Source organism: Mesorhizobium sp. J8 (assembly GCF_016591715.1).
GTDB lineage: Bacteria > Pseudomonadota > Alphaproteobacteria > Rhizobiales > Rhizobiaceae > Mesorhizobium.
The window spans coordinates 3,472,449-3,488,738 of record NZ_AP024109.1; the positions used below are offsets into that span (position 1 = coordinate 3,472,449).

19 protein-coding genes are annotated in these 16,290 nt (G+C 63.6%); 15 read left to right on the plus strand and 4 right to left on the minus strand.

The window, feature by feature from the left end:
* Positions 1-349 precede the first annotated feature (349 nt).
* Entirely contained in the window at positions 350-1,807 is a 1,458-nt protein-coding gene (locus MJ8_RS32555) for a DEAD/DEAH box helicase (RefSeq protein WP_201409945.1), read from the plus strand.
* A gap of 54 nt (positions 1,808-1,861) precedes the next feature.
* On the opposite strand, the gene MJ8_RS16670 is transcribed toward MJ8_RS32555, so the two are convergent.
* Complete coding sequence (locus tag MJ8_RS16670; RefSeq protein WP_201409946.1) at positions 1,862-2,851, minus strand: alpha/beta hydrolase; 990 nt, start codon at positions 2,849-2,851, stop codon at positions 1,862-1,864.
* A gap of 69 nt (positions 2,852-2,920) precedes the next feature.
* Positions 2,921-3,769, minus strand: coding sequence for an SDR family oxidoreductase (locus MJ8_RS16675; RefSeq protein ID WP_201409947.1), 849 nt, complete (start codon positions 3,767-3,769; stop codon positions 2,921-2,923).
* A gap of 191 nt (positions 3,770-3,960) precedes the next feature.
* On the opposite strand from MJ8_RS16675, the gene MJ8_RS16680 reads away from it, so the two are divergent.
* The 6 genes from MJ8_RS16680 (at position 3,961) to MJ8_RS16705 (ending at position 8,630) form a co-directional block, all read left to right on the plus strand.
* The gene (locus MJ8_RS16680; protein WP_201409948.1) at positions 3,961-4,995 is read left to right on the plus strand and encodes a cysteine synthase A; all 1,035 of its coding nucleotides are present in this window, start codon (positions 3,961-3,963) and stop codon (positions 4,993-4,995) included.
* Positions 4,995-5,738, plus strand: coding sequence for an alanyl-tRNA editing protein (locus MJ8_RS16685; protein WP_201415463.1), 744 nt, complete (start codon positions 4,995-4,997; stop codon positions 5,736-5,738). The genes MJ8_RS16680 and MJ8_RS16685 overlap by 1 nt, the downstream gene beginning before the upstream one ends.
* A gap of 92 nt (positions 5,739-5,830) precedes the next feature.
* Positions 5,831-6,682 carry a 3-mercaptopyruvate sulfurtransferase gene (sseA, locus tag MJ8_RS16690; RefSeq protein ID WP_201409949.1) on the plus strand — a complete coding sequence of 284 codons (852 nt, stop codon included), beginning with the start codon at positions 5,831-5,833 and terminating at the stop codon, positions 6,680-6,682.
* On the plus strand, positions 6,682-7,245 hold the full coding sequence (locus MJ8_RS16695; RefSeq protein ID WP_201415464.1) for a GNAT family N-acetyltransferase: 564 nt from the start codon (positions 6,682-6,684) through the stop codon (positions 7,243-7,245). The genes sseA and MJ8_RS16695 overlap by 1 nt, the downstream gene beginning before the upstream one ends.
* A gap of 212 nt (positions 7,246-7,457) precedes the next feature.
* Complete coding sequence (locus tag MJ8_RS16700; RefSeq protein ID WP_201409950.1) at positions 7,458-8,015, plus strand: OmpA family protein; 558 nt, start codon at positions 7,458-7,460, stop codon at positions 8,013-8,015.
* Between the two features lie 147 nt (positions 8,016-8,162).
* The gene (locus tag MJ8_RS16705) at positions 8,163-8,630 is read left to right on the plus strand and encodes a DUF1203 domain-containing protein (protein WP_201409951.1); all 468 of its coding nucleotides are present in this window, start codon (positions 8,163-8,165) and stop codon (positions 8,628-8,630) included.
* A gap of 473 nt (positions 8,631-9,103) precedes the next feature.
* On the opposite strand, the gene ald is transcribed toward MJ8_RS16705, so the two are convergent.
* Positions 9,104-10,219 carry an alanine dehydrogenase gene (gene ald / locus MJ8_RS16710; RefSeq protein ID WP_201409952.1) on the minus strand — a complete coding sequence of 372 codons (1,116 nt, stop codon included), beginning with the start codon at positions 10,217-10,219 and terminating at the stop codon, positions 9,104-9,106.
* A 206-nt stretch (positions 10,220-10,425) separates the two neighbouring features.
* Between ald and MJ8_RS16715 the strand changes: the two genes are divergently transcribed.
* Positions 10,426-10,899 carry an Lrp/AsnC family transcriptional regulator gene (locus MJ8_RS16715; RefSeq protein ID WP_040994689.1) on the plus strand — a complete coding sequence of 158 codons (474 nt, stop codon included), beginning with the start codon at positions 10,426-10,428 and terminating at the stop codon, positions 10,897-10,899.
* On the opposite strand, the gene MJ8_RS16720 is transcribed toward MJ8_RS16715, so the two are convergent.
* Positions 10,896-11,552: a 5-formyltetrahydrofolate cyclo-ligase gene (locus tag MJ8_RS16720; protein ID WP_201409953.1), complete on the minus strand. Its 657-nt coding sequence runs from the start codon at positions 11,550-11,552 to the stop codon at positions 10,896-10,898. The two genes, MJ8_RS16715 and MJ8_RS16720, sit on opposite strands and share 4 nt — an antisense overlap.
* A 170-nt stretch (positions 11,553-11,722) precedes the next feature.
* On the opposite strand from MJ8_RS16720, the gene MJ8_RS16725 reads away from it, so the two are divergent.
* The 7 genes from MJ8_RS16725 to MJ8_RS16750 all read left to right on the plus strand — a co-directional run bounded on the left by MJ8_RS16725 (position 11,723) and on the right by MJ8_RS16750 (position 16,125).
* Positions 11,723-12,988 (plus strand): NAD(P)/FAD-dependent oxidoreductase, encoded by a 1,266-nt coding sequence (locus MJ8_RS16725; protein WP_201409954.1) that lies wholly within the window; start codon positions 11,723-11,725, stop codon positions 12,986-12,988.
* Between the two features lie 97 nt (positions 12,989-13,085).
* Positions 13,086-13,214 (plus strand): hypothetical protein, encoded by a 129-nt coding sequence (locus MJ8_RS32560; RefSeq protein ID WP_263649028.1) that lies wholly within the window; start codon positions 13,086-13,088, stop codon positions 13,212-13,214.
* A gap of 102 nt (positions 13,215-13,316) precedes the next feature.
* Positions 13,317-13,607, plus strand: a complete 291-nt coding sequence (locus MJ8_RS16730; RefSeq protein ID WP_140757012.1) for a Dabb family protein — start codon at positions 13,317-13,319, stop codon at positions 13,605-13,607.
* A 68-nt stretch (positions 13,608-13,675) separates the two neighbouring features.
* The gene (locus MJ8_RS16735; RefSeq protein WP_201409955.1) at positions 13,676-14,551 is read left to right on the plus strand and encodes a VOC family protein; all 876 of its coding nucleotides are present in this window, start codon (positions 13,676-13,678) and stop codon (positions 14,549-14,551) included.
* Positions 14,548-15,393: a 3-deoxy-8-phosphooctulonate synthase gene (gene kdsA / locus MJ8_RS16740; protein WP_201409956.1), complete on the plus strand. Its 846-nt coding sequence runs from the start codon at positions 14,548-14,550 to the stop codon at positions 15,391-15,393. Before MJ8_RS16735 ends, kdsA begins: the two co-directional genes overlap by 4 nt.
* Positions 15,394-15,480: 87 nt before the next feature.
* Entirely contained in the window at positions 15,481-15,687 is a 207-nt protein-coding gene (locus MJ8_RS16745; protein WP_073986887.1) for a dodecin family protein, read from the plus strand.
* Between the two features lie 72 nt (positions 15,688-15,759).
* On the plus strand, positions 15,760-16,125 hold the full coding sequence (locus MJ8_RS16750) for a PRC-barrel domain-containing protein (RefSeq protein WP_201409957.1): 366 nt from the start codon (positions 15,760-15,762) through the stop codon (positions 16,123-16,125).
* The last annotated feature ends 165 nt before the right edge of the window (positions 16,126-16,290 follow it).

Consider the following 16,290-nt stretch of genomic DNA (forward strand, 5'->3'; position numbering starts at 1 on the left):
CGAGCGCCGGGCAGCGCAAGCGCCCTTGTTTTGCTGCGTTGCAACATGCCCCTTGCATTTCACGCCGGACTCGGCCATATGCGGCGGTATAGGCGCTTGGGCCGGTATGTCCGGCTTTCTCCACGAATGAGACTGGTTGCGTCTGTTTTCCCTCTTTCAAATCGGCCTCGGTCGATCGGCAAGACGGCGAAAAAGCCCCGGGGCATGAAGTCCGCGGGCACGACAGCGCAGCCGCGCGGACGTTTCCCGTCCGCCGCCTTGTCGTTTCCTGATGAATGTTTCGACGGCAGGTTGCGCCCTGCCGCCATTTGACGTTTGCGGCGATTGCGCCGCTTGAAAGAAGATAGATTTGACCAACGAAAACACTCTCCCCAGCAACGACGCTGGGGAACTCTCCGGTTTCGCAGCCCTTGGCATCGGCGGCGCGCTGCTGAAGGCCACGCTTGCCGCGGGCTTCACCGAACCGAAGCCCATCCAGGTGCAGGCGATCCCGCCGCAGCTCGAAGGCCGCGACATCTTCGGCATCGCCCAGACCGGCTCCGGCAAGACGGCGGCCTTCGCGCTGCCGATCCTGTCGAAGATCATCGGCCTCGGCACCAAGCGCCGGCCGAAGACGGCGCGCGCGCTGATCCTGGCGCCGACGCGCGAGCTTGCCGTACAGATCGAGGACACCATCAAGCTGCTTGCCAAGGGCGCGCATATCTCGACCGCGCTGGTGCTCGGCGGCGTCTCGCGCTTCAGCCAGGTTAAGAAGATCGCGCCTGGCGTCGACATCCTGATCGCCACGCCCGGACGGCTGACCGACCTTGTGCGTGAAGGCGACCTCATCCTTGCCGACACCAAATGGCTCGTCCTCGACGAGGGCGACCGCATGCTCGACATGGGCTTCATCAACGACGTCAAGCGCATCGCCAAGGCGACCGCGTCGGATCGCCAGACGGCGCTGTTCTCGGCCACCATGCCGAACGAGATCGCCGAGCTCGCCAAGGGCCTGTTGAAGGATCCGGTCCGCATCGAGGTCTCGCCTCAGAGCACGACGGCGGCCGAGATCGTGCAGAGCGTGGTGCTTGCCCGCACCAAGCAGAAGCGCCAGGTACTGTCCAAGATGCTGGCCGACGAGGCGATGCGCACGGTGATCGTGTTCTCACGCACCAAGCACGGCGCCGACCGCGTCACCAAGGACCTTGTGCGCGACGGTTTCGAAGCCGCCGTCATCCACGGCAACAAGTCGCAGAACGCCCGCCAGAAGGCGCTCAACGATTTCCGCGAGGGCGCGGTCCGCATCCTGGTCGCCACCGATATCGCGGCGCGCGGCATCGACGTGCCTGGCATCAGCCATGTCGTGAATTTCGATCTGCCGGACGAAGCGGAAAGCTATGTCCACCGTATCGGCCGCACGGGTCGCAACGGCAGGGACGGCATCGCGATAACGCTGTGCGATCCTTCGGAGAATGCCAAGCTGCGGCAGGTCGAGCGCATCATCCGCATGAAGCTGCCGGTCGTTGCCGACCATCTCGGCAGCCCGGATCCGCAGCGCGACCCCAAGGAAAAGGCCGAGCGCCATTTCGAGCCGGCCAATGACCGCGAGCATCATGGCGGCCGTCGTGATGGCCGCCGCCCCGGCAATGGCGGTGGCAAGAAGCACTTTGCCGGCAAGCCCAGTGGCGAGCGCGGACCGAAACCGCAAGGCGAACGCCCGGCGGCCGCCCAGCCGAATGGCCAGCGCAAGCCTGACGGCTTCAAGCGCTTCAAGGGCAACAACAAGCGCCGCTTCGGCGGCAAGCGTCCGGCGAACCGGGCTGCTTGAGCCTATCAAATCCGACCGAGGAACGGCCGGAGCGATGCTCCGGCCGTTTTCGTTTCACTGGCGTGCCTGCTGCTGCATCAGCGCCTTCACCCACACCACGATACGCTGGGTTAGAAAACCCGTGGTCTGCGGCGACAGCACATCGCCGGCGATGACATGATGGTCCGGATCGCCGGTGTCGTCGACCGGCACCAGTTCGTGCGGGCCGCCCCAACGCCCGGCGATCTCGCGCGTACGGTCCGCCCGTACCACCTTGTCGGAATCCGAGAAGATGAACAGGGCAGGGATCTTCGCCTGCTCGACCGGCGCGGCATAGGCAAGATTGGTCAGCGCCGCCATCGGCAGCACCGCTTTCATCGGGTATTTGGTGGTCCAGAATTTCTCGTGCAGCGCATTGCGCGCGGGAAAGCTGCGCTCCCTGCCGCCGACGAGCTCGGCGATCTGCCCGCCCCAGGGCATGGTCAGCAACTCGGCGCCGGAGGCCTTGACGCCGAAATTCGGCGAAATGAACGCGATGGCCGCGACAGCGTCGGATGCGCCCGGCTGCGTTGCGGCCCAAGCCGCCAGCGAGCCACCGGTCGAGGTTGCGATGACGATCACCTTGTCGCCGATGGCGCGGCCTATGGCCAAGGCCTCCTCATAGTCGTTGATCCAGGCGTTGACGCTGCCTTGCGCCATCGCCGCGCCGTCCTGGCCGTGGCCGGTCAGGCGCGTGTAGAAAAGATTGGCGTCCAATTCGTCCGCGACGTCGTCCGGCAGCGGGCGAACCTCGCCCTTCGAGGCGGAAAAGCCATGGATGTAGACGATGGCCAGAGGCGTCTTGGCGTGGACCAGCGGATTCGCCCAGATGATCTCCTTGTCGAGCCCGTCGCGGATGTTGGGCACGGCAGCCTCTTCACGCGCCAGATAGGCCTGCGGATCATCCCCGATCACGGATGGATTAAAGCGGATTGTGGTATCGACCGGCACGCGCGGGCCAAGGAAGAAGCCGGCGACCAGGATGACTGCAAGGCCAAGCACCGCCAGCACGATCCGCCGCCCCATTCCAGTCTCCAAGCAATGATTCTCAACCTATGGCCGTCCCCGCCGGCAGGCAATCGCCGTTTCGCCGGCTTATGGTGCGCTGTCGCGGGATGGGTCTTTTTCGCCCGCCGGCCTGCGATCGAAATGCAACGGCCGCCCCCACCAGTGGGTGGTGAGGCCGATGACGAAGCGGCCGATCGGCCGCGGCAGCAGGCCGAGCAGCTTCAGCGGCCAGCTTATGTGATACGGGAAGGTGACTTCGAAGCCCCCCTTCCGGATCCCCCGCGCCATGCGGCGCGACGCGCGGTGCACAGGCATGAGGCCCGGCATCGGCAGCTTGTTCTTTTCGGTCAAAGGCGTGTCGACGAATCCCGGATTGATGACCTGGATGCGGATGTTCATCTTGTCGAAGTCGTATTTCAGCGACTCCGCCAGGATGTTGATCGCGGCCTTGGTGCCGCCATAGGCAGCCGTCGTCGGCCAGCCGGAATAGGCGGTGACCGACCCGACCAGAACGATATGGCCGCGTCCGCGCACGCGCATATGCTCGACGACAGGCACCACGCCGTTGACGATGCCGAAATAGTTCACCGCGAAGGAGCGATGGAAATCGCGCACCACCAGGTTCTCGCCGGGGGTGGCGATGTAGTTGCCGGCGTTGAAGACGGCAAGCACGATCGGCCCCATCTGTTCTTCGATCGCGGCGGCCGTGCGCGCCATGCCGTGCTCGTCGGTCACGTCGCAGGGAAAGGACCTCACATGTCCGGGCATCTGCGCCGTTTCCACGATCAGCGTGTCGGCCGGATCTTGCGGCAGCGACGTCACCGCCACGGCGTAGCCTTGATTGGCGAGATCCTTGGCCAACGCCCGGCCAAGCCCGCTGCTGCCGCCCGTGATCCAGGCGACACCGTCTTTCGGATTGGCCCGGTAGAGTGCCATGGGGTGTCCTGCGGATGTTGCGATTTGCTCTAGCGGCGGAGAAATCGGTTGAAAAGAGCGGTTTTGCACCTGGCGTTGAAATGATCGCGAGCAATGCACCATCCGGAATGCGACTGGACCAGGCAAAATCTTGCCTTGAAACCACGGCGTCCGGTTTTTAGGGTCTCGCCGCACACATGAAGGAATCCCACATGCCCCGTTCTGTGATCGAAGCGATCGGCAACACGCCCTTGATCCGGCTCAACAAGGCTTCGGAAGCGACCGGCTGTGAGATCCTCGGCAAGGCCGAATTCATGAATCCGGGGCAATCGGTGAAAGATCGAGCCGGCCTGTTCATCATCCGCGATGCCGAGCAGCGCGGCTTGCTCAAGCCCGGCGGGGTCATCGTCGAAGGCACTGCCGGCAACACCGGCATCGGTTTGACACTGGTCGCCAAGGCGCTCGGCTACCGCACCGTGATCGTCATTCCCGACACGCAGAGCCAGGAAAAGAAGGATGTGATCAAGATCCTGGGCGCGGAGCTCATCGAAGTGCCGGCCGTGCCCTACAAGAACGCCAACAATTACATAAAACTGTCCGGCCGCCTTGCCGAGCAACTGGCGCGCTCCGAGCCCAACGGCGCGATCTGGGCCAACCAGTTCGACAATGTCGCCAACCGCGATGGCCACGTCCGCACGACCGCGCAGGAAATCTGGGACCAAACCGGCGGCAAGATCGATGGCTTTGTCTCGGCGGTCGGTTCCGGCGGCACGCTTGCCGGTGTCGCGCTCGGGCTCAAGGGCAAAAGCAAGGACATCAAGATCGCGCTCGCCGATCCGCTGGGCGCAGCGCTCTACAGTTTCTATACCAGCGGCGAGTTGAAATCCGACGGCAACTCGATAACCGAGGGCATCGGGCAAGGCCGCATCACCGCCAATCTCGAAGGCTTCACGCCGGACTTCTCTTATCAGGTCCCGGACGAGGAAGCCTTGCCTATCATCTTCGACCTGATCCAGGAGGAGGGTCTCTGCGTCGGCGGCTCGACCGGTATCAACATCGCCGGCGCCATCCGGCTGGCGCGCGAGCTCGGTCCCGGCCACACCATCGTCACGATCCTTGCCGACTACGGCACGCGCTATCAGTCGAAGCTCTTCAATCCGGAGTTCCTGCGCGGCAAGAATCTTCCCGTGCCGGGCTGGATGGAAGAGAAAGCCGATATCTCGGTGCCGTTCGAAAAGGTGGCATGATGGCGCACAAGACCGAGGCGCTGTTTCGCGACGACGCCTATCAGAAGACGGCCGAAGCCGAGGTCGTCGCCATCAACGATCGCGGCGGCATCCTTCTCGACCGCACGATCTTCTACGCCACGTCGGGCGGACAGCCGGGCGACACCGGCATGCTCGAACGTGTCGACGGTGGCCGCATCGCCATCGCCGCCACCATCACCGGCGAGACAAAGGACGAGATCATCCATGTGCCGGCGCCGGAACAGGCGCTTCCCGCAGTCGGCGAAAGGCTGAAGCTTCTGATCGACTGGGAGCGGCGGCACCTCCTGATGCGCATGCATTCGGCCTGCCACCTGCTGACCGTCATCTGTCCGTTTCCGATCACCGGAGCGGCGGTGGCCGAGGACGACAGCCGCGTCGATTTCGACATTCCCGATGCCGGCTTCACCAAGGAAGATGTGACGGCTCGCCTGATGGAGCTGGTGCGCGCCGACCATCCGATCTTCACCCGGCTGATCACGGACGACGAGCTTGCGGCCAATCCCGGCCTGGTCAAATCGAAGAACGTCCGTCCGCCGGTCGGGACCGGCAAGATTCGCCTGGTGTGCATAGGCGACAACGGTTCGATCGACAGCCAGCCCTGCGGCGGGACGCATGTGAGGTCGACCGGCGAAGTCGGCGACATACATATCGGCAAGATCGAAAAGAAAGGCCGCGAGAACCGGCGCTTCCGCATCCGCTTCGGACCGATGCCGGCGAGCTGACGCTCTAAGAGATGGAGCATGATGTCGCCCGAAAAACGCTTCCCACTTTTCGGCATCATGCTCTAAAGCGAGGCGGGGCAGGGAGAACAAAAATGGCGCAGGACAGTCCTTTCATCGTCGACGCCGATTGGCTGGAGAAGCGGCTTGGCGAGCCCGGCCTCACCATCATCGACGCCTCCTGGTATCTGCCGGCGCAGAACCGCGACGCCCGGGCCGAATATGACGCCGCCCACATTCCCGGAGCGCGCTTCCTCGATCAGGACGCGGTCTCCGATCCGGATTCGAAACTGCCGCACACACTGGCCTCGCCGCAGCACTTCGCCCAATATGTCGGCGCGATGGGCGTCTCGGCCGACGACACCATCGTCGTCTATGATGGGCCGGGCCTGTTCTCGGCGCCGCGCGCCTGGTGGATGTTCCGCGTCATGGGCGTCTTCCAGGTCTACATCCTGAATGGCGGACTCGACCGCTGGAAGGCCGAGGGCCGGCCGGTGACGTCCGAGCCGACCAAGATCGCGCCGAGCGTCTTCCACGCCGATTTCGACAAGAGCAGGGTCGTTAGCCTCGACGAGATGCGCAGGATCGTCGGCAGCCGAGAGAGCCAGATCGCTGACGCGCGCTCGGCCGGCCGTTTCGCCGGAACCGATCCCGAACCGCGCCAGGGCGTGCGTTCAGGCCACATGCCGGGCGCGCGCAATGTCCCGATCACGGCACTTGCCGAGAATGGCGAGTTGCTGCCCAAGGACCGCTTGCGCAAGGTGATCGAGGATGCCGGCATCGACCTCTCGAAGCCTGTTGTCACGTCTTGCGGCTCCGGTATCACGGCTGCTGCGGTCACATTGGCGCTGGAGACGCTCGGCCATAGCGACAACCGGCTGTACGACGGGTCGTGGACTGAATGGGGCGGTCTCGGCGACACGCCGGTAGTGACAGGGAAAGAATGATGGAAAACGGCGCGCCGCAAGATATCGATGTCACGGTCACCTTCCTGGAGATGCATGCCGCGCCCGCGGTGTCGCCGCCGATCCCCTACAACCGCCAGATCGCGCTGCTGAAGACGAAAGATATCCCGCTCCACTTCTACCGCTATCTGATCGATCGCGTCGGGCGCAAATGGCACTGGGTCAATGTGCTGAGGCTGAGCGACGAGGAGCTTGCCGCCGGCCTGCACCGCGAGGACCGCGACATCCGCGTGCTATATCTCGACGGCGCCCCCGCCGGCTTCTTTGACCTCAAGCCGCATCTTCCGGACGAGGTGGAGCTCGCTTATTTCGGCATGATGGAGCATGCGCACGGCCAGGGCATCGGCCGCTGGTTCCTTGGCGCCGCGATCTCGGCGGCTTGGGCGCATGGGCCAAGGCGCGTCACCGTGCAGACCTGCACGCTCGATCATCCGGCGGCTCTGCCGCTTTATCAGAAACTCGGCTTCACGCCGGTGGCGCAGAAGCGGGAGGTCGTGCGACCGCTGACCTTCGCCGAGCGCTCGGCCAGCGTCATGCGAGGCTAAAGCATTTCACCGTTTCACGGAAACGGTGAAATGCTTTATCTCTTTGTTTTTACGCAATTCCGGACGGAAAACCGCTCACACTTTTTTTCCTGGAATTGCTCTAAGCCGTTCCCTGGAATTGCCTTGCGCCTGAACATCCCGTTCATCGCCGCTTCAGACTGTCTTTGCCATTGTCCGGCCGCATTACAAGGCCGAGCCTATAGGAGAAAGACATGTTGACCCGACGTACATTTGCCGTGGCCATGATTGCGGCAATTGCCATGCCGAGCCTGGCATCCGCGCAGGCGACCACGCCTTCGGCCGCTACGATCGAGCGCCAGCTCGACGCCGCCCCAAGCAAGAAGCTTCGCCCCAATGAGCGCGTCACCATTCGCGAGTTCAAGCGCCGGCCGGACCTGCGGCGCATGGCGCGCTCGATCGATATCCAGTCGATCAACTTCGAGTTCGGCTCGGCCGCCATTGCCCCCTCGCAATACGGCAAGGTCGAAATCATCGCCGACGCGCTCCACCGCATCCTGCGCCGCGACCGCGGCGCCCGCATCCTGATCGAGGGTCATACCGACGCCGTGGGCTCCTTCGAATCGAACCAGATCCTGTCCGAACGTCGCGCCGCCTCGCTGAAGCGGACGCTGGTAAGCGAATTCGGCGTGCCTTCGTTCGCGCTGGAGACCGTCGGCTATGGCGAGGAGTTCCTGCTCGTGCAGACCCAGCAGGAGAACTGGCGCAACCGTCGCGTGACGCTGCGCCGCTTCGACGATTTCGTAAGGTAACGCTCAGGCCGACCTGCCGATAGTCGGAAGCCCGGCTGCGCAAGGCGGCCGGGCTCTTTCATATGCTCGCCCACCTGTCAGGAATCGGGTGGGAGACGCAATCGCCAAGGCATAAATTTCCGGACATCGACACCGGAGATTTCGCCCATGAGCATCCAGTTCAAAGCCTTGCCGACCGAAGCCGTGCGCGCCTTGCAGCGGGGAGGGCCCGATGCCTATGGCCGCATCCCCGAGCACAGGATTTCCGATGGCGACGGCGTGCCCTGCAGGCACTGCCTGAAGAACGTCGCCGAAGGCGACGGCTACCTGATCGTTGCCTACCGGCCTTTCCCGGAACTGCAGCCCTATGCCGAAACCGGCCCGATCTTCCTTCATGCCGAGGAATGCGAGCGCGCCGCGGAAGGGGACACGCTGCCGGAGATGCTCGAAAGCAGCGACTATATCGTCAGGGGCTATGGCAAGGACGATCGCATCGTCTATGGCAGCGGCGCGGTCACGCCGACCGGCGACATCGCCGCACGCGCGGCGACACTGCTTGAGCGCGACGACATCGCCTACATCCATGTCCGCTCGGCGCAGAACAATTGCTACCAATGCCGGATCGAGCGGGCCTGATCCAAAACCGGCCCAATGCCAAACCGGCCCAATCCCAAACCGGCATGCCCCCAAAAAGAAGCCCGCCGATGGTCAGGCGGGCCGTTGGAGGGTCTGACAGAAGCTGTCGGCAGGTGCTGTCCGGGCCGGACTCGCCCGACCCGGAAAGCAGCTCAGGCCGCCAGTAACCGCGCGTGTCTAGGCGTCTTTCCCGACGGGCGAATGTGAAGCATTTCACACAGGCGCATGATGGCCGGGAAGATGCGAACCGGCCTTCCAGCACTGTCGTATTCCCGTCGTACTCCTGCGCTAGAAAGTAATGGTTGACGATCGGTCGACCGCGGATGGACCGGCGGCGGATCGCAACTTCGAGGAAGCGGGGCTTTTGCTCCGCTTTTTTGTTCCCCGGATTCGGCACGGATTAAGTTTGAGCGCATGAAAAAGCCCGCCGGAATGACCCGGCGGGCGCGACAGGAGGAAGTTCCGGCCGGCTATCAGGCGGCAAGCACCGCCTTCGGCTCGACCATTTCGTAGCCGAGCGCCTCAGCGACGGCGCGGTTGGTGATTTTGCCCTTATGGACATTGAGGCCGTTGCGCAGGTGATGGTCGTCGACCAGCGCCTTGAGGCCCTTGTCGGCGAGCTGCAGGCCGTAATGCAGCGTGGCGTTGTTGAGCGCGTGCGCCGAAGTGACCGGCACGGCGCCGGGCATGTTGGCGACGCAATAGTGGATGACCCCATCGACCTCGTAGGTCGGATCGGCGTGGGTCGTGGCATGCGAGGTCTCGAAGCAGCCGCCTTGGTCGATCGCGACGTCGACCAGCACCGAGCCTTTCTTCATGCCGGAAAGCATTTCGCGGGTGACGAGCTTGGGCGCCGCAGCACCCGGGATCAGCACGGCGCCGATGACGACATCGGCCGAGAAGCATTCCTCTTCCAGCGCCTCGACGGTCGAGTAGCGCGTATGCACGCGGCCGCCGAAGATGTCGTCGAGCTGGCGAAGACGCGGGATCGAGCGGTCGATGATGGTAACATCGGCGCCGAGGCCGGCCGCCATCTTGGCCGCATGCAGGCCGACGACGCCGCCGCCGAGCACGGTGACCTTGCCGGGCAGCACGCCAGGCACGCCGCCGAGCAGCACGCCACGGCCGCCATTGGCCTTCTGCAGCGCGGTGGCGCCGGCCTGGATCGACAGGCGGCCGGCGACTTCCGACATCGGCGCGAGCAGCGGCAGGCCACCGCGGTCGTCGGTCACGGTCTCATACGCAATCGCGGTGACGCCCGAAGCGAGAAGCCCCTTGGTCTGCTCCGGATCGGGAGCGAGATGCAGATAGGTGTAGAGGATCTGGCCGTCGCGCAGCTGGACCCATTCGTTGGGCTGCGGCTCCTTGACCTTGACGATCATGTCCGACTTGGCGAACACGTCGGCGGCCGTCTTGGCGATGGTGGCGCCGGCCGCGCGATAGGCGTTGTCGTCGGCGCCGATGCCGGCGCCGGCACCCGTCTCGACCAGCACTTCGTGGCCATGAGCGACATATTCGCGGACCGAGCCGGGCGTCATGCCGACGCGATATTCATGGTTCTTGATTTCCTTGGGGCAGCCGACACGCATCTTTCTTCTCCTGTCCGCGCCCCTTCAATGAGGCGCTCTCCCTGTCACTCGCGCATGCCATCGGCTCCGAACGCGGAGGCGGACGCGCAATAATCGCAGTCAACCACGAATCGTTCCGTATGTGTTTGCGAATGCACTTGCGGCAGGGACCGCTCTTCGATAATCGTTGCGCAAAACAGCCGGAGTTTCGCAGGAACCACGAAAAAATGCCGCTCGACAGGATTGATATCGCTATTCTGGAGACTTTGCAGAAGGATGGCCGGATCCCCAATGCGGCGCTTGCCGAGAAGGTCGGTCTCTCACAATCGGCCTGTTCGCGCCGGCTCGACAATCTTGAGAAATCCGGAACCATCCGCGGCTATCACGCGCGGCTTTCCAACAGCGCGCTCGGCCACCAGATGACGGCGATCGTGCACATATCGCTGTCAGGGCAATTCGAAAAGACGCTGTCGGATTTCGAAGCGGCGATCAAACGCTGCCCGAACGTACTCTCATGCCATCTGATGTCGGGCGAATACGACTACATCCTGCGCATCGCGGCGAAGGACCTCGTCGACTATGAGCGCATCCACAAGGAATGGCTGTCGGCGATGCCGCACGTGACCAAGATCAACTCGTCCTTCGCATTGCGCGAAATCGTCGACCGCACGGCAGTCGGGCTGCGGCCCGAGATGGCCTAGGCGTTGGCCTCTGTCACCACAGTGGTCATCGGAATATCGTGCGGCTGCGGATAGATGGTCGGGATGCGCTGCAATTCATAGCCGACGCCGATGACCAGTGGCCTGAACGGCATCGCGGCCAGCGTGCGGTCATAAAAGCCGCCGCCGTAGCCCAGCCGATATTTGCTGGAATCGATGCCGACGATCGGCGAAATCACGATGTCGGGCAGCACCGGATCGCCTTCTGCCGGGATCGGAATGTTCCAGACGCCTTTTTCCAACCGGTCGCCCGGTCTGTAGGCGCGAAACACCAGCGGCTGACCCTTCTCGATGACGACAGGCAGCGCGGTGCGGCCGCCGCGCTCGTTGATCGAGGCCATCCAGCCGCGCAGGTCCGGCTCGCCGCGAAACGGCCAATAGAGGCTGACCATCCGGCCGTCTATGTCGCCGATGAGCGCGTCGATGCCGTCCGCGATGCGCGCCGACATGGCGGCGCGCGCATCGGCTGAGACGGCAAGCCTGGCGTTGATGAGCCGCTCGCGCTCGGCCTTGCGCCATCGCCTGACATCCGTCCAGTCGGACAGCGGCTCCCGGTATTCCGGGTCGAGTTCATGCATGAAGCATGGGGGTGATGCGTATTGGGCCGGCCCGTCGTCGTCGCGATTATCAGCCATGATAGTTCCTGTCGTGCGGTCCAACGCTATACCTGTAGCAGCATGTGCTACATGTGCATTCACGACGCCGCGCGACGACTCTGGGGCATCTTTCCCGACTGGCAAGATGTTGTTGCAGCGCACAAAAATACTTACATCCCTGTGGTGGTTTGCGCCGCGAGGTGGATGAAATGAGCGAAGCCAGGCATCATGTCGTGGTCGTTGGCGCCGGGTTCGGCGGGCTCGAACTCACCCGCGCATTGTCTGGCGCAGCCGTGCGCATCACCATGATCGACAAGCGCAATCACCACCTGTTCCAGCCGCTGCTTTACCAGGTGGCGACGACGTCACTGGCAACCTCCGAGGTCGCCTGGCCGATCCGTCATCTCTTACGCAGGCGCAAGGACGTGACGACGCTTCTCGGCAATGTCACCGGCGTCGACCGCGCCGGCAAGCGCGTATTGCTCGATGACGGCGGTTCGATCTCCTACGACACGCTCGTGCTCGCCACCGGCGCGCGCCACGCCTATTTCGGCCATGACGAATGGGAACCGTTCGCGCCGGGGCTGAAGACGCTCGAGGACGCCACAGCGATCCGGCGCCGCATCCTGCTCGCCTTCGAGCAGGCGGAACGCGAGACCGATCCGACGAAGCGCCAAGCGCTGCTGACGCTGGTCATCGTGGGCGGCGGGCCGACCGGTGTCGAGCTCGCCGGCACCATTGTCGAGCTCGCGCATGACACGTTGCGCGGCGAATTCCGCAACATCGACACACGACAGGCGCGTGTCGTGCTGATTGAGGCCGGCGACCGCATCCTGGCCAATTTCGCGCCGCAGCTTTCCGACTATGCCCGCAAGGCGCTGGAACGGCTGGGCGTCACCGTCGAGCTTGGCCGCCCGGTGACGCAACTCGATGCCGAATGCGTCGTCTTCGGCGACAAGCGCCTGCAGGCAAGGACGATCATCTGGGCGGCCGGCGTTGCCGCTTCGCCGGCGGCCGAATGGCTTGGGACGGCGGCCGACCGGGCAGGCAGGGTAATCGTCGAACCCGATCTGACCGTGCCCGGCAGTCCAGACATTTTCGTTATCGGCGACACCGCGCATGTGCTGCGGCAGGATGGAAAGCCGGTGCCGGGCGTGGCGCCCTCGGCCAAGCAGGAGGGCAAGCATGTCGCCGCGACGATCAAGGCGCGACTTGCCGGCGACACCGCGGCGCGTCCCTTCCAGTACCGGCATGCCGGCGACTTGGCGACGATCGGCAGGCGCGCTGCGGCAATCGATTTCGGCTGGATCAAGCTCACCGGCTGGATCGCCTGGTGGCTCTGGGGCATAGCGCACATCTATTTCTTGATCGATTTCCGCAACCGCCTTGCGGTCTCGCTTAGCTGGCTATGGATATATCTCACAGGTCAGCGCAGCGCCCGCCTGATCACGCAGGGCGACGACGACAAGAGCTGATTACAAAGGCGAAGCGGCCCGGCAAAAAGCAGTGAACTGACCAAATCGCGGCCGCGGCCGCTCTGGTTCCGGCCATTCACATGCGATAGTTTCAGCCATGCGTTATGTGATCGTCATCGCCGCCATCACCTTCTTCCTGTTCTGGGATGGCCTGTACAATCACGGCCACTATCTCGATGTGACCGTGCGGGAGATGTCGCGCATCGTGCGCTACGTCACGGGTTAAGGTCTCGCCGGCTTCGCATCGCGGGCGCGACATCGTTTCCGGTTGACGCCCAGGCGTTGCTCCCACAGAAACACCGCTGAATCGAAGACCAGGGAGGCTGGCTTGATCCGGCACATCGTTTTCTTCAGCGTGCGGCGCAAGGAAGATGTCGAGGCTGTGCGCTCTGGGCTGCTGGCGCTCGGCAAGATTCCGCATTCCAGGCATTTCGAGGTGACGCTCAACACCAAGGTCGATCTGTTCTCCAACGCGATCGACGTGGTCGTTTATGCCGAGTTCGAGGACGAGGCCGCTCTTGCCGCCTACAAGGCGCACCCGATTTATGCCGACACGACCAGCAAGGTGAAGCCGCTGCGCGAGTTGCGCTATTCGGCCGATGTCGTGGCCGCGGCCTGAACCGGCAGCGCGCTTCGTCTGCCCGCGGCTCTTGAACCGCGGGCAGGAATGGGGCACACCGCGCCAACATGATCGAAAGCTCCGCCCATCCGCTCGACCATCTCGTGCTGCCGACAGGGAGCCTTGATGCCGTCCGGTCGCGTCTGGCCTCGCTCGGCTTTATCGTCGCGCCCACGGGCATCCACCCTTTCGGCACGGAGAATGCCTGCGTCTTTTTCGCCGACGGCACTTATCTGGAGCCGCTTGCCGTCGGTAACGAACAGATGGCGGACCGCGCCATAGGCGAGGGCAATGTCTTCGTTGCGCGCGACCGCCTTTACCGTCAGACCCTCGGCGATGAAGGCTTTTCCGCTGTCGTGTTCGCAACCGCCAATGCCGATGCCGATCATGCGCGCTATGTCGAAGCCGGCCTTTCCGCCGGCGAGATGCTGGGCTTCTCCCGCGCCTTTACCGACGCAAACGGCAAAAGCGATACCGCTTCCTTCAAGCTGGCATTCATTTCCGACAAGGAGGCCGACGGGGCGTTCCTTTTTGCCTGCCAGCGCGTCAGCGCGCCGAAAATTGATCGCACTGCCCTGCAGGCGCACGCCAATGGCGTGACGGGCATTCTCGAAATCATCGCCGTCAGCGACAGGCCTGCCGCCCAGATCGGATTGATCGCGACCGCTGCCGAAGCCGATGCGAGCGCCGGCGACGCGGTGCGGCTGCCGAATGCAGTCCTCAGCATTCTGTCGTCGGAAGACTATGCCTCGCGCTTCGGTCTGACGGTCGCGCCGTCACCGGATCTGCGCTTCACCGCCATCGCCTTCGCGATCCGCGACAAGGCCGCCGTCAGGCGCTTGCTTGCGGACAACGCAGTCCGACACAACATGAGCGGCAACGATATCGTCGTGCCGCCGGCGCCCGGTCAGGGCGCCGCCTTCATCTTCCGGGAGATCCCATGAGCAAGCCCTTGGCGCCCAATTCGTCGGTAACCGTCGGCAAGGTGGTCTTTGCCAACGATGCGCCGCTGTCGCTGATAGCCGGTCCGTGCCAGCTTGAATCGCGTCAGCACGCTTTCGACATGGCCGGCGCGCTGAAGGAACTGACCGCGCGGCTCGGCATCGGGCTCGTCTACAAGACCAGCTACGACAAGGCCAACCGCACCTCGCTGTCGGCGACGCGCGGCGCCGGGCTCGATGCGGCGATGCCGATCTTCGACGATCTGCGCAAGGAATTTGGAATTCCGGTGCTGACCGACGTCCACACCGAGGAACAATGCGCGATCGTAGCGCCGCATGTCGATGTCTTGCAGATCCCGGCTTTCCTGTCGCGCCAGACCGACATGCTGGTCGCCGCGGCAAGGACCGGCAAGGTCATCAATGTGAAGAAGGGCCAGTTCCTCGCGCCCTGGGACATGAAGAACGTCGTCGCCAAGATCACCGGCTCCGGCAATCCGAACGTGCTTGCCACCGAGCGCGGCGTCTCGTTCGGCTATAACACGCTGGTCTCGGACATGCGCGCGCTGCCGATCATGGCCGAGATCGGCGCCCCGGTGATTTTCGACGCGACCCATTCCGTCCAGCAGCCGGGCGGGCAGGGCGGTTCCTCCGGCGGCGAACGGCGCTTCGTCGCAACGCTCGCGCGCGCGGCCGTTGCCGTCGGCGTCGCCGGTGTCTTCATCGAAACCCATCAGGACCCCGACAACTCGACGTCGTCGGATGGCCCCAACATGGTCCCGTTGAAGGACATGCCGGCGCTGCTGGAAAAGCTCATGGCCTTCGACCGCATCGCCAAGGGACACTGATCCGTGCCAATCCTGCGGCTGCTTGTGGTTGCATTGAGCCGGCGCTACGCTCGTTTTCGTAACTGAGCGTCTTGGCAGGAGGAAGCCATGTCCGTTGCCCGTGTTACCGAAATCACGTCGTCGTCCAAGAAGAGCTTTCAGGATGCCATCGAGAAGGGCATCGCGCGCGCCGCGAAGACCCTGAAGAACGTCGAGGGCGCTTGGATCCAGGACCAGAAGATCGTCGTCGAGGACGGCAAGATCGCTGCCTACCGGGTCAACATGAAAGTCACCTTCATCCTTACCGACAGCTGAGCCAAAGTCGTCGGGAACCTTAGCGCGCCCCTCTCATTGTCAGTGCAGACATTCATCGAGAGGAGCACCACCATGACCACCCCTTCCGGGCATACCGAAGCCATAGCGGCATCACGCGTTATCGGCACGTCTGTCTACAACACCGCGGGCGAAAGCATCGGCACCATTGAAGACGTGATGCTCGACAAGATGTCGAACGGCATCATGTTCGCCGTGATCGGTTTCGGCGGCTTCCTTGGCATGGGCGAGAAGTATCACGCCGTTCCCTGGGCGACACTCGACTATGACGAGGACAAAGGCGGCTATGTCGTGCCATTCACCAAGGAGCAGCTCCAAGCCGCGCCGGCATATTCGATCAAGGAGCTGACCGGCGCCGACGGCGAAGCCGCGCGCGATGCCTCATTCGAGTACTATCATGTGAAGCCCTATTGGCATTGATCGCTCGATCGGCGTGCTGGAAGCGACAGGCCCCCGACCATAAAGCCGGGGGCCTTTGACGTCCAAACTATTCCGCCGCGTCGAGAGTCGATAGCTCTATCGAACTCTGCTGGGGCTTCTGATCGTCGCATGACGTCAGGAACGCCGCCGCGATCAAGAACAAAC

Coding starts and splice junctions, on each gene's coding strand:
- MJ8_RS16705 (WP_201409951.1), top strand. CDS start 8,163: ATGAGCATCCAGTTCAAAGCCTTGCCGACCGAAGCCGTGCGCGCCTTG.
- kdsA (WP_201409956.1), top strand. CDS start 14,548: ATGAGCAAGCCCTTGGCGCCCAATTCGTCGGTAACCGTCGGCAAGGTG.
- MJ8_RS16700 (WP_201409950.1), top strand. CDS start 7,458: ATGTTGACCCGACGTACATTTGCCGTGGCCATGATTGCGGCAATTGCC.
- MJ8_RS16675 (WP_201409947.1), bottom strand. CDS start 3,769: ATGGCACTCTACCGGGCCAATCCGAAAGACGGTGTCGCCTGGATCACG.
- MJ8_RS16695 (WP_201415464.1), top strand. CDS start 6,682: ATGGAAAACGGCGCGCCGCAAGATATCGATGTCACGGTCACCTTCCTG.
- ald (WP_201409952.1), bottom strand. CDS start 10,219: ATGCGTGTCGGCTGCCCCAAGGAAATCAAGAACCATGAATATCGCGTC.
- MJ8_RS16670 (WP_201409946.1), bottom strand. CDS start 2,851: ATGGGGCGGCGGATCGTGCTGGCGGTGCTTGGCCTTGCAGTCATCCTG.
- MJ8_RS16715 (WP_040994689.1), top strand. CDS start 10,426: ATGCCGCTCGACAGGATTGATATCGCTATTCTGGAGACTTTGCAGAAG.
- MJ8_RS16720 (WP_201409953.1), bottom strand. CDS start 11,552: ATGGCTGATAATCGCGACGACGACGGGCCGGCCCAATACGCATCACCC.
- sseA (WP_201409949.1), top strand. CDS start 5,831: ATGGCGCAGGACAGTCCTTTCATCGTCGACGCCGATTGGCTGGAGAAG.
- MJ8_RS16725 (WP_201409954.1), top strand. CDS start 11,723: ATGAGCGAAGCCAGGCATCATGTCGTGGTCGTTGGCGCCGGGTTCGGC.
- MJ8_RS16680 (WP_201409948.1), top strand. CDS start 3,961: ATGCCCCGTTCTGTGATCGAAGCGATCGGCAACACGCCCTTGATCCGG.
- MJ8_RS16750 (WP_201409957.1), top strand. CDS start 15,760: ATGACCACCCCTTCCGGGCATACCGAAGCCATAGCGGCATCACGCGTT.
- MJ8_RS16735 (WP_201409955.1), top strand. CDS start 13,676: ATGATCGAAAGCTCCGCCCATCCGCTCGACCATCTCGTGCTGCCGACA.
- MJ8_RS16745 (WP_073986887.1), top strand. CDS start 15,481: ATGTCCGTTGCCCGTGTTACCGAAATCACGTCGTCGTCCAAGAAGAGC.
- MJ8_RS32560 (WP_263649028.1), top strand. CDS start 13,086: ATGCGTTATGTGATCGTCATCGCCGCCATCACCTTCTTCCTGTTCTGG.
- MJ8_RS16685 (WP_201415463.1), top strand. CDS start 4,995: ATGGCGCACAAGACCGAGGCGCTGTTTCGCGACGACGCCTATCAGAAG.